We start from the raw sequence: 13,803 nt of genomic DNA, 5'->3' as shown, positions 1-13,803 counted from the left end.
ATGTTCAGCTCCCCGAACTCCCCCGGAGGCGCGTCCGTCGTCGCCCTCGGCGAGTACCAGCCGTCCCAGGTCCTCACCAACGCCGACCTCGAGTCCCGCGTCGACACGACCGACGAGTGGATCCAGAGCCGCGTGGGCATCAGGGAGCGGCGCATCGCCGGTCCCGAGGACACCGTGGCGAGCATGGCCGTGGCGGCCGGCGGCAAGGCCCTCGCCGCCAGCGGGCTCTCCCCCGAGGACATCGACCTCGTCATCGTGGCGACCTGCACCGTGCAGGACCAGATCCCCAACACCGCGGCCACCGTCGCCGCGAAGCTGGGCATCACCGCCCCGGGCGCCTTCGACCTCAACGCGGCCTGCGCGGGCTTCTGCTACGCGCTGGGCGTCGCCGCGGACATGGTCCGCGGGGGCAGCTCCCGCAACGTCCTGGTGATCGGCTCCGAGAAGCTCAGCGACTGGGTCGACTGGGAGGACCGCTCCACCTGTGTGATCTTCGCCGACGGCGCGGGCGCGGCGATCGTCTCGGCGTCCGAGGAGCAGGGCGTGGGCCCCGTGGTCTGGGGCTCCTCCGGCGAGCGCGCCGACAAGATCCACCTGCGCGACGGCAAGTACCTCTACCAGGAGGGCCAGGCGGTCTTCCGCTGGACGACCACCGAGCTCTACCAGGTCGCCCTGGAGGCCCTGGAAAGGGCCGGTGTGGAGCCCTCGGAGCTGACCGCGTTCGTCCCGCACCAGGCCAATCTGCGGATCGTGGAGTCCATCGCCAAGAAGCTGGGCGCTCCCCAGGCACTCGTGGCGCGCGATATCGTCACCGCTGGCAACACCTCCTCCGCGTCCATCCCTCTCGCGCTCTCGCGCATGATCGGGCGCGGGGAGCTGCCGTCGGGGAGCATCGTCCTCACCCTGGGCTTCGGCGCGGGGCTGGTGTACGCCGCACAGGTGATCCGCATCCCCTGAACACCGCCCGAGCCCGCGGCACCACCGCGCGATCCGGGTTCGCAGAACCCCGGCACGCGCGGTGTCCATGAACCGACACCGATACACCAACCAAGGAGATAACGACATGGCGGCTCACAGCGAGCAGGAGATCCTGACCGGCCTCGGCGAGATCGTCGAGGAGATCGTCGGCACCGAGCCCGCCGAGGTCACCCCGGAGAAGAGCTTCGTGGACGACCTCGACATCGACTCGCTGTCCATGGTGGAGATCGCCATCGCCGCCCAGGACAAGTTCGGCGTGGAGATCCCGGACGACCAGCTCAAGGACCTCAAGACGGTCCAGGACGTCATCAACTTCATCCAGAAGTAGCGTGCTCGGGGCGCCGGGTCCCACCCCTGACCCCGGCGCCCCCACAGGCCACCACCCGTGGTCTCCCCAGGTACATCCGCCAACGCCTCCCGGCCCCGCGGCCGGGAAAGTCCCACGAGAAGGGCGAACGGATCATGTCAAAGACCGATGTCGTCGTCACCGGCCTCGGCGCCACCACCCCCCTCGGGGGTGACGTCGCGACCACATGGTCCGCGCTCCTCGACGGCCGCTCCGGAATCTCCACCCTTCCTGAGGAGTGGCACGAGAAGCTCCCGGTGCACTTCGCCGGGCAGATCGCGCAGGAACCCTCCGAGAAGCTGCCCAGGCCGCGCATGCGGCGCCTGGACCGCACCCAGCAGTTCGCGCTGATCGCCGCGAAGGAGGCCTGGGAGGACGCCGGGTCGCCCGAGGTCGACCCGATCCGCCTCGGCGTCGTCGTCTCCAGCGGCATCGGCGGCATCCTCACCATCCTCGAGCAGTACGACATCTTCCGTGAGAAGGGCTGGAAGCGGGTCTCCCCGTTCACCGTGCCCATGCTCATGCCCAACAGCCCCGCCGCCGCGATCAGCCTGGAGTACACCGCGCGGGCCGGGTCCCACGTGCCGGTGAGCGCCTGCGCCTCCAGTGCCGAGGCCATCGCCAACGGTGTGGACATGATCCGCTCCGGCCGCGCCGACATCGTCATCGCCGGCGGCACCGAGGCCGCGATCCACCCGCTGAACATCGCCTCGTTCGCGTCCATGCGGGCCCTGTCCACGCGCAACGACGACCCCCAGACGGCCTCCCGCCCCTGGGACAAGAACCGTGACGGCTTCGTCATGGGCGAGGGCGCGGGCATCCTGGTGCTGGAGTCCGCCGAGCACGCCGCCCGCCGGGGCGCCCGCGTCTACGCGCACGCCTCCGGCGTCGGCTACACCAACGACGCCTACGACATCGTCCAGCCCGACCCCGAGGGCGCCGGCCAGGCCCGCGCCATCACCCAGGCCCTGGACGACGCCGGCCTCGTGCCCGACGACGTCGTGCACGTCAACGCCCACGCCACGTCCACGCCCGCCGGAGACGTCGGCGAGACCCGCGCGATCCGCTCGGCCCTGGGCGACTCCGCCGCCGACCGGGTCTCGGTGACCTCCACCAAGTCCATGACCGGCCACCTGCTGGGCGGCGCGGGCGCGGTGGAGTCGATCGCGACCATCCTGGCACTGCACGACGGCCGTATCCCGCCGACCATCAACATCGAGGAGCTCGACCCGGACGTGGTCGTGGACATCGTCCGCGACAAGCCCCGGGACATGCCCGGCGGCGACGTCGCGGCCGTCAACGAGTCCTTCGGGTTCGGCGGCCACAACATCGCCCTGGTGTTCCGCCGCGCCTGACCCCCGCGCCCGACCCGGCCGGCGCCGCGCACACGCGCGGCGCCGGCCGAGCGCTGTCCGGGACACGTCGTCCCCGCTCCGGTCCGCGGACCCGAAGCAGGTCAGGGGCTTTTCTCGGCCACGGTCGGTCGCGCCTCCGCGACCGTGCGCGCGCCGCGCCGAACAGGTCGTGAAGCTGAGCTGAACAGCCGCGAACAGGTCTTCATGTGCGCCCTGATCGGGGTCACCATGAGTATGTGTCTGCCCTGCATCCCCACCACACGTCAGAGGCGCACCCGTCGGGACCAGGTGCGGGCCCCCGGCGTTCCCCCGGCGTCGCCGGTCCCCCCGGCGCGCCCCGCCCGTCCCGCTCCCCCGGCTACCGGCCCGTCGTGGACCTGGACTCGGGCGCGGTCGTCGCGGTGGAGGTCGTCGCCGCACCGCCCGCACCGCACCCCGCCGTCCCCGGGGGCCCTCCGAACGCGGAGATGGGCGTCCACGAGGGGACGGCCGTGGCCGACTGGGTGCTGGACCTCGTCGCGGAGGCGGCCGGGACCGAGAGCCTGCTGCCGCTCGTCCTCCCCCTGCCCGCGAGGATCCTGACCGCCGGGGAGGGGTTCGTGGCCCTGGTGGAGAGCCGGATGCGGCGCGCGGGCCGGCGCCCGCGCGACATCACCTTCCTGCTCGGCACGGACCTGGCCGACCTGCCGCGGTCGGTGGTCTCGCCGGGGGTGTCGCGCCTGAGGGCGGCGGGGTTCCGGTGCGGCTTCGGCACGTCGATGGTGCGGCCCGACCTCGTGGTCGAGGCCGCCCCCTTCCTGATGCGGATCGACCCGGAGATCGTCTCGGGGGTGGCGACCGACCAGAGGCACGCGACGGTCGTCGAGGGCCTCGCCCGGATCGGCCGGGGCAGCGGCGTGTACGCGATGGCCTCCGGCGTGGGGACGGCCGAGGACGTGCTGCGGTTGCGCGCGTGCGGGATACGGGTGGGGACGGGGGAGTTCTTCGCCGACAGGACGTGGCGGCCCGGGGAGCGCGTGACCCCCGTGCCCGAGCCGACGGCGTCCCAGGGGCGGGAGGAGGACGCGGGGCCGCGGGTCACCGAGTTCATGCTCCCCCCGGTGGGCTTCGACTCCGACACCACCACCGAGCAGGTGCTGGAGGCGTTCACGGGCGACCCGGCGCTGAACAGCGTCATCCTCATCGACCACCGGGAGCGGCCCGTCGGGGTGATCGACCGCACCCGGTTCCTGCTGTCGGTGACGGGCCGGTACGGGCACGCGCTGCACGCCAAGCGCCCGGCGCTGCGGCTGGCGGAGTCGCCGCGCACGATCCCCGCGTGGATGACCGCCCTGGCGGCGCTGCGCGTGGCGGGCCAGGACACCGACCGTGTCTACGACGACCTGGTCGCGACCAACTCCTACGGGCAGTGCCTGGGCGTGGTGCACATCAGCGACCTCATCCAGTCCCTCTCACGGAGCTGACGCGGGCGCCCGGGGTGCGCCCCCGCCGCTCCGTACCCGCAGCGCGCCCGGGCGCCGGACCGGCGGAAACGGGCGGGCCCGCTCCCGGCCGCGGGCCGGGACCCCGGCCGGAAGGAACGGCGGGCCCCGCACCACCCGGGTGCGGGGCCCGCCGGGGCCTCGCGGCGGCTCAGTCCACGGGGTCCGGGCCCTTGGTGCCCGAGGGGCTGCTGGTGGGAGCGGCGCCGTCGCCCGCGGCGTACGCGTCGTAGTCCGACTCCAGGACCCCGGCCTCCTCCATCGCCAGGGCGATCCGGGCGCGGGTGGCCTCGTCGTGCAGGTACTCCAGCTCCGGTCGCTTGGGCAGGCGGCCGTCCCCGGAGGAGCGGCCCATGAGGCGGCGCCGCAGCCACGGCACCCCGTACTGGCGGGCCCAGCGGCGGTTCTCCCGGCGGCGCAGGATGCGGGGCAGCTGCTGGGGCGGTGTGCTCCACGGGTCGGTCCAGGACTCGCGCGGCCCCATGGGGAAGCCGAGGAGGTCGGCGATGCGGGCGGCGACGATCTGGTGGCCGGCCCCGTTGAGGTGCAGGCGGTCGTCGCTCCAGGCCCGGGAGTCGGTGAGGGCGTTGAGCGCCCACAGGTCGACGATCTCGGTGCCGGTGCGCTCGGCGACGGCGCGCATGTGCATGCTGAAGACCGCGATGCGGCCGCGGTAGTAGCGCAGCACGGGGATCCAGCCGGTGTCGTGCCCGGACAGGATCACCACGCGGATCCCGGCGTCGCGCAGGCGGCGGATGCCCCACTCGAAGTGCTCGGCCAGCTGGTCGAGGTCGCCGCCGGGGCGCAGGACGTCGTTGCCGCCCGCGAGGACGGTCACCAGGTCGGGCTTCCAGTCCAGCGTCTGGTCGAGCTGCTCGCCGAAGATGTGGCGCATGCGCCGGCCACGCACACCCAGGTTGGCGTACCGGAAGTCCGGGGAGATCGTGCCGAGGTGCTCCGCGAGACGGTCCGCGAATCCGCGGTACTCGCCGTTGGGGCCGCTGTCGTCTTCCATCCCCTCGGTGATGCTGTCGCCGATCGCCACGAACGACCGGATGACGTCCGGTCTGCTCGCGCGAGCGGCCGCTGGGGGATTCGTCTCAAGGTCTGTCACGTCAACCAATCATCCGGCTCGACCGTCCCACGCCTACGAAGCGCCGAGGGTGCGCGGGAACGGAATCCTGGTACGGGCCGCGGTGTACCGCCGACCCGGGTCCGAACACCGTCGACCCCTGGTCGGCCGCGGAGCGCGGCCACCCGGCCGAAGGTCGTTCGGGCGAGGACAGTGCCCGACCAGCATACCCACGACCGGCGTCGGAACGCCTGACCCGGGGGCCCGCCGGCCCGCTCCGGGTGGTCCCCTCTCCCCGGGCGGCCGCGCGCCCCTGTTTCGCGGAGAGGGCGCGTATATGACGGCACAGTGAATAACAACGACTGCTCGGTTCGATATGAGCCGCATGCCCCCTATGAGCTAGCTCACACGGCTTCGGGTTCCGCGGACACCGATCCCCCTTGTCACGGTCATCACACGGCGCGGTCACGGCGGGGTCGCCGCGGACCGGGCCGACCTGGGGGTACCCATGCGGCTCCGGGGCACGTACGATCTCGGGGAAGTGCTCACGGCACCCCTGTCCCCCGGCTCGCCGTGCCCACCCGCGAAGCACCGGACCGGTTCGCGGTCCGGCCCCCGTCCGGGTGAAGGGCGCGTACTGTGGTGCATCGAACCGAAGGCCCGTGCGGTTCCTCCCCAATTCACGTGCAGACACCAGGAGGTCGAGGTCCCCAGCGGATGAACGCCGTCTCTCCGATCTGCCTCGTCGACCTCGCTCCCGCCCTGCGGTGGTCGAGGTCGCCGGACGTGGCACCCCTTCTCCACCATGACCGGCTGATCGACGGCTGGTGGCACTCGCTCCCGGTCGCGCGCGTCCTGGACATCGCGGGCCCCCCGTGGCTGGCCCACGGCATCGCGCGCCTCGCGGTCGAGCAGTGGGGGCACGTGCCCCTCTCCGAGTTCCTGCCGAGCCTGCGGACCCAGCAGGTGAGCTGCGCGGACCTGTCCGAGCCGGTACGCGGCGCCGTCACCGCCGCCGCGGGCGACTGGGACCGCCTCATCTCCACCGCGCCCCAGGAGATCGGCGAGTGGCCGCTCTCCGGATGCGGGGTCCTCGACGTCGTGAGCACCGTCGCCTGGCGGGCGCTCCAGCCCTGCTGCGAGCTGCCCGGCGGCCCGACCCCCTCGCCGGCCCTGATGCTGGAGGCCGTGCGCACCATCGCGCACTGGATCCCCGACACGGTGCCGGACCACGTGCGCAGCGCCCTGGAGTACCTGAGCGCGGCCACGGGCGCCGACGGCGCGGCCGACGCCTCGGAGTCCGCCGGCCACGGCTCGACGCCGCCGCAGACACCCGCCACCCGCGCCATCCGGACCCTGCGCGCCCTGCGGGCCCAGCGCGAGGAGCGCGAGGGGGCCGAAGCCCCCTTCACGGAGGAGGCGCCCGTCAACGGGCACGGCGGCGCCGCGCCCACCGGCATGGTGAGCTCCGCCGCGATGCTCCCCGGCCCCGCGCCGGGCGCCGAGGCCGCCGGCTCCGATGCCGGGCGCGAGGGCGCCCCGGGCGACCTGCGCTCCCAGTTCCGCAGTTCGCTGGTGGGCCCCGGCCGCACACTGCGCCGGCCCAGCTTCGGCCCGCCCAAGGCCATGCGGCCCGACCACGTCGAGGAGCGCCCCCCGGCCCCCGCCCTGGGCCAGCACCCCCTGGTGGACCTGGTCGAGGAGATGTTCCGCTCCTGGCCCGATCTGGAGCGGACGGTCGCCGCCGAGCGCCTCTTCGCCACCGACCCCATCAGCATCCGCGTGCTCTCCGAGCAGATCGCGGTGGACGTCACCGAGATCCGCGGCGCCCAGCGCAAGGTGGAGGAGCGCCTGCTGCGCTGGCTCAACTCGCCCGAGGGCGCGGCGGTCACCAAGCACATGCGCGAGCTGTCCGACCAGCTGGGGTCCGCGACCACCATCGACCGGCTGATCAACGCGCACCCCGACCACCCGGTGGACGTGCCCACCCTCAACACGCCCCTGTGGCGGGTCATCATCACCCTGTTCACCGACCGCCGCATGCACAACGGCTGGCTCATCGCCGACGACCCCAACCGCCTGCGCTGGCAGACCCGCGAGCTCCTGGGCGACGCCCCCGACATGACCGAGGCCGGCCTGCGGCTCGGCCGTATCGGCATCCGCCAGCAGGAGCTCCGGGCCTGGCTGCTGAGCACCCCCGGGGTGAGCCTGAAGGACGGGCACGTGTTCGTCGACGCCTCGGTCCCGATGGAGGCTCCCACCAGCCACCCGGGGCACATCGCCCCGGAGGACTCGGGCGCCACCACCGAGAACGGGCTGCCGATCCGGCGGCGCGTCGAGGGGCCCGGGGCCCCGGCGCAGCCCGAGCCCGTCGCCGCTCTTCCGGAGCACCGGCAGAGGACCGTCCACGACCAGGCGGGCGCGGTGTTCGTCCCCACAGGCCTCGAACCCCACCGGCCCGTGCTCCTCGGGCACCCGCACGGGGGTCCGGGCCCCGCCCTCCAGCCGGTCCTCGCCTCGCACGCCCCCGCGGCGCGCCCCGGCGCGAGCGACCCGGCGATGGCCGCCCGGTGCTTCCGCGCCCCGGACGGGCGCTGGTGGCACCGCATCGACATCACCGCCGACCACCTCAACGGCGCCCCCGTGGCCGTCCCCAACGGCTATGCCACGCACCTGGGGCTCCAGCCGGGCCGTCTGCTGTGCCTGACCGCGCCCGGAGCGGACCTGCTGGTCCTCGTCTGGAGGGACCAGCCCGCGTTCGACTCGCTGCGGCCGCTGCTGCGCCGCCAGGCCGCCCAGCCCGGCGACCGCATGTTCATCACCGTGGCGGGCGACCGCCTGGACGCGCGCAAGCTGCCCGCCACGGACCTGAGCGGGTACACGCCCGCGGCCCGGGCACTGCACCTGAGCGGGTACACGGCGCCCGCCTCCACCGACGAGGCCCTCAAGATCCTGTCGCGCCGTATCACCGACCACGACGACGACGCGCTCGCCGACCCGCAGTCGCTCATCGACCTGCTGAACCTGCGCGGTGACAACGACATCGCCGGGGAGCTGCGCTCGGGGCTGTTCGCCGCGCACTGACCCCTTCCGGGGGCTCCTGCGGCCCCTTCGATCCTCGCCGCCCCGGGACCGCCGTCCCGGGGCGGCTTCCGTCGTGCGCCCGCCTCTCCGCGAAAAGGCGCGCCCGGGGGTGTCCCACCAGGGGTCGAACCATGTAGGTTAGCCTCACCTAAGTAAGAATCGAGGTGGTTCCCCTGTCCACGTACCAGCACCTGGCTCCCCCGCCCGCCGAACGCGCGCGGTCGGTCCTGGGCCGTCCCAACCCCGTGACCGTGACGACCCGGGACCACGCCGTGCACCTCGACGAACCCGCCTGCCACATCCACCCCAACGGTTCCGTGAGCCTGCTGGTCCCCGACCGCCACCTCCTCCTGGAGCGGATCGGCCGCCACACCACCGCCGCCACGGTCGAGTTCACCGACACGGCCCCTGTGCCCCTGCGCGACCGCACACGCTCCCTCCTGTGGATCAGCGGCACCCTCACCCGGCTGGACCACCCGACGGCCCGTCTGCGCGCCCTCCGCGTCCTGCGCGACGATCCCGACGAACGGCTGCTCGACATCGGCCACGGACGGACGATGGTGGCCCTGGAGCCCTACCTGGTGGTCCACTCCGACACCGACGGCTGCCACCTCCTGCGCACGGACGAGTTCGTCCGCGCGCGCACCGACCCCTTCGGGCGCCGGGAGGGCGAGTGGCTGCGCCACCTGGAGGAGGACCACCCCGACATCCTGCACGCGATCGCCGTGCGCTCCCCCGAACCCCTGCCGCCCGGGCGACCGCGGCCGCTGGGCGTGGACCGGTACGGGATCACGCTCCGCTTCGAGGGCCCCGAGGGCGACGTCGACGCCCGGCTCCCCTTCAGCAGGCCCGCGGACACCCCCCACGACGTCGCGGCGGAGGTCCACGGCATGGCGGGCCTCCCCCACCGCTGCGGTCCCTGAGGAGCGGCCGCGCCGCCGGGGAGGGCGGCCGCGGCGGGAACCGGTCCCCGCGAGAGGCCCCCGACACACGAACGCGGCGGGCCGGGACCCGTGGTCCCGGCCCGCCGCGCGGTCATCCGTGATGCCTCAGACGTTGAAGCCCAGCATGCGCAGCTGGTCCCGCCCGTCGTCGGTGATCTTGTCCGGACCCCACGGCGGCATCCAGACCCAGTTGATCTTGACCTCGCGCTCGAACTCGTCGAGGGCGCTGTTGGCCTGGTCCTCGATCACGTCCGTCAGGGGGCACGCCGCGCTGGTCAGCGTCATGTCCAGGGTGATGACCTGGTCGTCGGCGCTCACCCCGTACAGCAGGCCCAGGTCGACGACGTTCACGCCCAGCTCGGGGTCGATCACGTCCTTGAGCGCCTCGCCGATCTCCTCGGCCAGCGCCTCCGCCTCCGGGGAGAGGGGCGCGGTCTCGGGGGCCTCGGCAGCCTCGGCCGTTGTCGTCTCGTTCTCGCTCATCAGACGCCTTCCTTCTCCATGGACTGCGACACCGCGTCCTTCCACGCCATCCAGCCCAACAGGGCGCACTTGACGCGCGCGGGGTACTTGGACACCCCGGCGAACGCCACGGCGTCCTCCAGGACGTCCTCGTCGGGCTCACCCTTGCCCCGGGACTGCATCAGCTCCGTGAAGGCGTCCAGGGTGGTCATGCCCTCGGCGACCGTCCGTCCGATCAGCAGGTCGGTCAGCACCGAGGTGCTGGCCTGGCTGATCGAGCAGCCCATCCCCTCGTAGGAGACGTCGCTGACGACGGCCTTCTCGTCGAGCCCGGCCGAGCCCTCGGCCGGGGTCAGCGCCACGCGGAGCGTCACCTCGTCCCCACAGGTGGGGTTGATGTGGTGGGCCTCCGCGTCGTGCGGATCCCGCAGCCCCTTGTGGTGCGGGTTCCGATAGTGGTCCAGGATGATCTCCTGGTACATCGCGTCCAGCTGCATGGTCAGGCTGTTCCTCGTTCTAGGGCCGGGTTCCGAAGAACCCCTGGGCGTCCCTGATGGCCCCCACCAGCGCGTCCACGTCCTCCAGCGTGTTGTAGAGGTAGAAGGACGCGCGCGTGGTCGCCTGGACCCCCAGTGTGCGGTGCAGCGGCCAGGCGCAGTGGTGGCCCACACGGACCTCCACGCCCCGGTCGTCGAGCACCTGGCCCAGGTCGTGCGGGTGGATGTCGTCCACGACGAACGACACCGCGCCGCCGCGGTCGACCGCCTCGGTGGGACCGATGATCCGCACGCCCTCCAGCGCGCCCACCCGCTCGAGCGCGTACTCGGTGAGTTCGTGCTCGTGCGCGGCGACCCGGTCCATGCCCACCTTCGACAGGTAGTCGCAGGCCGCGGCGAGGGCGACGGCCTGGGGGGCCATCGGCACGCCGGCCTCGAACCGCTGCGGCGGCTCCGCCCACGTGGAGTACTCCATGTGGACGACGCCGATCATCGATCCGCCGGTGATGAACGGCGGCATCGCCTCCAGCAGCTCCCGGCGGCCCCACAGGACGCCGATGCCGTTGGGGCCGAGCATCTTGTGCCCGGAGAACGCCAGGAAGTCGACGCCCAGCTCGGTGACGTCCACCGGCATGTGCGGAACCGACTGGCAGGCGTCCAGGACCGTCAGGGCGCCGACCTCGCGGGCGCGGGCGACGACGGGCGCCACCGGGTTGACGGTGCCCAGCACGTTGGACTGGTGCGTGAACGCGACCACGCGGGTGCGCTCGTTGACCAGTTCGCCGATGCCGGACAGGTCGAGGCGGCCCTCCCCGGTCACCGGGAACCACCGCAGCGTCGCGCCGGTGCGCCGACAGAGTTCCTGCCACGGCACCAGGTTGGCGTGGTGCTCCATCTCGGTGACGACGATCTCGTCACCGGGACCCACCTGGAAGCCGCGCAGTCCCTCGTCGGCGGTGGCGGCGTTGCCCATGGCGTACGCCACCAGGTTGATCGCCTCGGTGGCGTTCTTGGTGAACACCACCTCGCCGGCGTCGCCGCCGATGAACCGGGCGATGGTCTCCCGGGCCGACTCGTAGGCGTCGGTCGCCTCCTCCGCGAGCTGGTGCGCACCACGGTGCACCGCCGCGTTGTGGCGTTCGTAGAACTCACGTTCGGCGTCGAGCACCTGGCGGGGCTTCTGCGAGGTGGCCCCGGAGTCGAGGTACACCAGCGGACGCCCGTCGCGGACGGTCCGGGAGAGGATCGGGAAGTCCTCCCGGAGCGCCGCGACGTCAAGCGGACCGGCGTCGGCCCGACCGAACTCGCGGACTGTCGTCATGGGTTACGCGCCCACCTTCACGAAGCGCTCGTAGCCGTCGGCCTCCAGCACGTCGGCCAGCTCGGGCCCGCCGGACTCGGCGATGCGGCCCTGGGCGAAGACGTGGACGAAGTCCGGCTTCACGTAGTTGAGGATGCGGGTGTAGTGCGTGATGAGCATGACGCCCATCTCACCGTCGGCCTTGGCGCGGTTGACTCCCTCGGAGACGACCTTGAGCGCGTCGACGTCCAGGCCGGAGTCGGTCTCGTCCAGGATCGCGACCTTGGGCTTGAGCAGCTCCAGCTGGAGGATCTCGTGGCGCTTCTTCTCACCGCCGGAGAAGCCCTCGTTGACGCCGCGGGCGGCGAAGGCCGAGTCGATGGACAGGTCCTTCATCGCGCCCTGGAGCTCCTTGGAGAACTGCCGGAGCTTGGGGGCCTCGCCGCGCACCGCCGTGACGGAGCTGCGCAGGAAGTTGGACATGGAGACGCCGGGCACCTCGACCGGGTACTGCATGGCCAGGAACACGCCGGCGCGGGCGCGCTCGTCCACGCTCATGTCGAGGATGTTCTCCCCGTCGATGAGCACCTCGCCCTCGGTGATCTCGTAGCGCGGGTGGCCGGCGATCGCGTAGGCCAGGGTGGACTTGCCGGATCCGTTGGGGCCCATGATGGCGTGGGTCTCACCGGAGTTGATGGTCAGGTCGACGCCCTTGAGGATCTCCTGCCTCTCGTTCTCACCGATGAGAACGTCGGCACGCAGACCGCGGATTTCGAACTTCGTCATGTCAAAGCCTCAGGAATTCTTCTCGTCCAACGACACGAGTACGTCGTCGCCGTCGATCTTCACGTCATAGGTGGAAACCGGCTGGGTCGCGGGCGGGTTGATCGGCGCCCCCGAACGCAGGTCGAAGCAGGAGCCGTGCAGCCAGCACTCGATGGTGCCGTCCTCGACCTCGCCCTCGGAGAGGCGGACCTCGGCGTGCGAGCACACGTCCCGCACGGCGAACACCTCACCCTCGGAGCGGACCAGCGCGATGGGTGTCTCGTCGTCGGTCTCGACGCCGAGGACCCCCTCCTCGGGGATCTCGGCGAGCTCGGCGACCTTCACCCAGCGAGTGCCCTCACTCATGCTCGGCCAGCTTGCGCTCGACCTTGTCCATGATCCCCTCGCGCAGCTCACCGACCGGGATGCGGTTGATCAGCTCGAGGAAGTAGCCGCGGATGACCAGGCGGCGGGCCTCGTCCTCCGGGATGCCCCGCGAGCGGAGGTAGAACAGGTGGATGTCGTCGAGGCGGCCGCTGGCGGCGGCGTGGCCGGCGCCCTCCACCTCGCCGGTGAAGATCTCCAGGTTGGGCACCGAGTCGACGCGGGTCTCGTCGGTGAGCTGGAGGTTGCGGTTGTGCTCGTACGAGTCGGTGCCGGTCGTGCCCTCGCCGATGATCACGTCACCGATCCACACGCCGTGCGCGCCCTTGCCGCTCAGCGCACCCTTGTACTCCACCCGGGACCGGGTGTTGGACATGTTGTGGTCGATGAGCGAGCGGTGCTCGTGGTGCTGGCCGTCGCCGGTGAAGTACAGGCCGTGGAGCTCGGCGTTGGCGCCGCGCCCCTTGTAGGCCACCTTCGGGGAGAGCCGGACCAGGTCGCCGCCGAGGGTGACCACGATCGACTTGAACGTGGCGTCCTTGGCGACCTGCGCGTTGTGCTGGGACACGTCGACGGCGTCGCGGTCCCAGTCCTGCACGCTGATCAGGGTCAGGCGCGCGCCCTCGGCGACGTGGATGTCCACGCTGCCCGCACGGATGCCCGTACCGGTCTGGTTGAGGACGACGATCGCCTCGGCCAGCGGTTCGACGTCGATGACGTACTGGTCGAAGCGGGTGCCGCCCTGGGCCTCCCGGTTGATGACGACCGGCTGCTCCAGGGCCTTGCCCTTGGCGACCGTGACGATCGTGGCCTCCTCGAAGGAGGTGTAGGCCTGGGCGATCACGCGGTCGGCCGGGAAGCCCGCGGTGCCGAGCCTGGCGTCGCCGCGGCCGACGGTCTCGACGGTGACGCCCTCGGGGGCGTCGATGTCGAGCTTGTCGGCGCCGCCGGCGACGGCGGTGCCGTCGTGCAGGCCCTTGAGGCGGCGGACGGGCGTGAAGCGCCACTCCTCCTCGCGGCCGTTGGGGACGGGGAAGTCGTTCACGTCGAACGACCCGTGGGTCGCCAACTTGGAGAACGGGATGTCCCCGAGGCCGTGGCTGTGGGCCTTGGGTTCGATGCTGGGGCCGGTCAA

Annotated in this window: 13 protein-coding genes; 6 read left to right on the top strand and 7 right to left on the bottom strand. The window is 72.4% G+C overall.

The window, feature by feature from the left end:
* The 4 genes from OUQ99_RS09480 (at position 1) to OUQ99_RS09465 (ending at position 4,142) form a co-directional block, all read left to right on the top strand.
* Positions 1 to 957 (top strand): beta-ketoacyl-ACP synthase III, encoded by a 957-nt coding sequence (locus tag OUQ99_RS09480; RefSeq protein WP_267949053.1) that lies wholly within the window; start codon positions 1 to 3, stop codon positions 955 to 957.
* A gap of 106 nt (positions 958 to 1,063) precedes the next feature.
* Positions 1,064 to 1,306 carry an acyl carrier protein gene (locus OUQ99_RS09475; RefSeq protein ID WP_267949052.1) on the top strand — a complete coding sequence of 81 codons (243 nt, stop codon included), beginning with the start codon at positions 1,064 to 1,066 and terminating at the stop codon, positions 1,304 to 1,306.
* A 134-nt stretch (positions 1,307 to 1,440) separates the two neighbouring features.
* Positions 1,441 to 2,679, top strand: coding sequence for a beta-ketoacyl-ACP synthase II (fabF, locus tag OUQ99_RS09470; RefSeq protein WP_267949051.1), 1,239 nt, complete (start codon positions 1,441 to 1,443; stop codon positions 2,677 to 2,679).
* A gap of 236 nt (positions 2,680 to 2,915) precedes the next feature.
* Positions 2,916 to 4,142: an EAL domain-containing protein gene (locus OUQ99_RS09465; protein ID WP_378554928.1), complete on the top strand. Its 1,227-nt coding sequence runs from the start codon at positions 2,916 to 2,918 to the stop codon at positions 4,140 to 4,142.
* Positions 4,143 to 4,311: 169 nt separating this feature from the next.
* Here OUQ99_RS09465 and OUQ99_RS09460 read toward each other — a convergent pair whose 3' ends face one another.
* Complete coding sequence (locus OUQ99_RS09460) at positions 4,312 to 5,205, bottom strand: SGNH/GDSL hydrolase family protein (RefSeq protein ID WP_267950322.1); 894 nt, start codon at positions 5,203 to 5,205, stop codon at positions 4,312 to 4,314.
* A gap of 744 nt (positions 5,206 to 5,949) precedes the next feature.
* On the opposite strand from OUQ99_RS09460, the gene OUQ99_RS09455 reads away from it, so the two are divergent.
* The gene (locus OUQ99_RS09455; RefSeq protein WP_267949049.1) at positions 5,950 to 8,316 is read left to right on the top strand and encodes a hypothetical protein; all 2,367 of its coding nucleotides are present in this window, start codon (positions 5,950 to 5,952) and stop codon (positions 8,314 to 8,316) included.
* Positions 8,317 to 8,480: 164 nt separating this feature from the next.
* Entirely contained in the window at positions 8,481 to 9,239 is a 759-nt protein-coding gene (locus OUQ99_RS09450; protein ID WP_267949048.1) for a DUF2470 domain-containing protein, read from the top strand.
* A gap of 126 nt (positions 9,240 to 9,365) precedes the next feature.
* Here the strand turns inward: OUQ99_RS09450 and OUQ99_RS09445 are convergent, their stop codons facing one another.
* The 6 genes from OUQ99_RS09445 to sufD are packed head-to-tail and all read right to left on the bottom strand — an operon-like array spanning position 9,366 to position 13,803.
* A complete protein-coding gene (locus OUQ99_RS09445; protein WP_267949047.1) occupies positions 9,366 to 9,743 on the bottom strand; it encodes a metal-sulfur cluster assembly factor in 378 nt (125 codons plus the stop codon).
* The gene (gene sufU, locus OUQ99_RS09440) at positions 9,743 to 10,219 is read right to left on the bottom strand and encodes a Fe-S cluster assembly sulfur transfer protein SufU (protein ID WP_267949046.1); all 477 of its coding nucleotides are present in this window, start codon (positions 10,217 to 10,219) and stop codon (positions 9,743 to 9,745) included. The genes OUQ99_RS09445 and sufU overlap by 1 nt, the downstream gene beginning before the upstream one ends.
* A 19-nt stretch (positions 10,220 to 10,238) precedes the next feature.
* Positions 10,239 to 11,540, bottom strand: coding sequence for a cysteine desulfurase (locus tag OUQ99_RS09435; protein ID WP_267949045.1), 1,302 nt, complete (start codon positions 11,538 to 11,540; stop codon positions 10,239 to 10,241).
* A gap of 3 nt (positions 11,541 to 11,543) precedes the next feature.
* Positions 11,544 to 12,305, bottom strand: a complete 762-nt coding sequence (gene sufC, locus OUQ99_RS09430) for a Fe-S cluster assembly ATPase SufC (RefSeq protein ID WP_267949044.1) — start codon at positions 12,303 to 12,305, stop codon at positions 11,544 to 11,546.
* Positions 12,306 to 12,314: 9 nt separating this feature from the next.
* Entirely contained in the window at positions 12,315 to 12,650 is a 336-nt protein-coding gene (locus OUQ99_RS09425) for a non-heme iron oxygenase ferredoxin subunit (protein WP_267949043.1), read from the bottom strand.
* Entirely contained in the window at positions 12,643 to 13,803 is a 1,161-nt protein-coding gene (gene sufD / locus OUQ99_RS09420; protein WP_267949042.1) for a Fe-S cluster assembly protein SufD, read from the bottom strand. Before sufD ends, OUQ99_RS09425 begins: the two co-directional genes overlap by 8 nt.

This window comes from Streptomonospora nanhaiensis, from assembly GCF_026642255.1.
Lineage (GTDB): Bacteria > Actinomycetota > Actinomycetes > Streptosporangiales > Streptosporangiaceae > Nocardiopsis > Nocardiopsis tropica.
The sequence above is the reverse complement of the archived record's forward strand: the minus strand, read 5'-3'. Positions and strand labels throughout refer to the sequence as shown.

Excerpts from the sequence above, each read along its gene's own strand:
- sufU (WP_267949046.1), bottom strand. The coding sequence starts at position 10,219 with ATGCAGCTGGACGCGATGTACCAGGAGATCATCCTGGACCACTATCGG.
- OUQ99_RS09435 (WP_267949045.1), bottom strand. The coding sequence starts at position 11,540 with ATGACGACAGTCCGCGAGTTCGGTCGGGCCGACGCCGGTCCGCTTGAC.
- OUQ99_RS09425 (WP_267949043.1), bottom strand. The coding sequence starts at position 12,650 with ATGAGTGAGGGCACTCGCTGGGTGAAGGTCGCCGAGCTCGCCGAGATC.
- fabF (WP_267949051.1), top strand. The coding sequence starts at position 1,441 with ATGTCAAAGACCGATGTCGTCGTCACCGGCCTCGGCGCCACCACCCCC.
- OUQ99_RS09445 (WP_267949047.1), bottom strand. The coding sequence starts at position 9,743 with ATGAGCGAGAACGAGACGACAACGGCCGAGGCTGCCGAGGCCCCCGAG.
- sufC (WP_267949044.1), bottom strand. The coding sequence starts at position 12,305 with ATGACGAAGTTCGAAATCCGCGGTCTGCGTGCCGACGTTCTCATCGGT.
- OUQ99_RS09480 (WP_267949053.1), top strand. The coding sequence starts at position 1 with ATGTTCAGCTCCCCGAACTCCCCCGGAGGCGCGTCCGTCGTCGCCCTC.
- OUQ99_RS09455 (WP_267949049.1), top strand. The coding sequence starts at position 5,950 with ATGAACGCCGTCTCTCCGATCTGCCTCGTCGACCTCGCTCCCGCCCTG.
- OUQ99_RS09475 (WP_267949052.1), top strand. The coding sequence starts at position 1,064 with ATGGCGGCTCACAGCGAGCAGGAGATCCTGACCGGCCTCGGCGAGATC.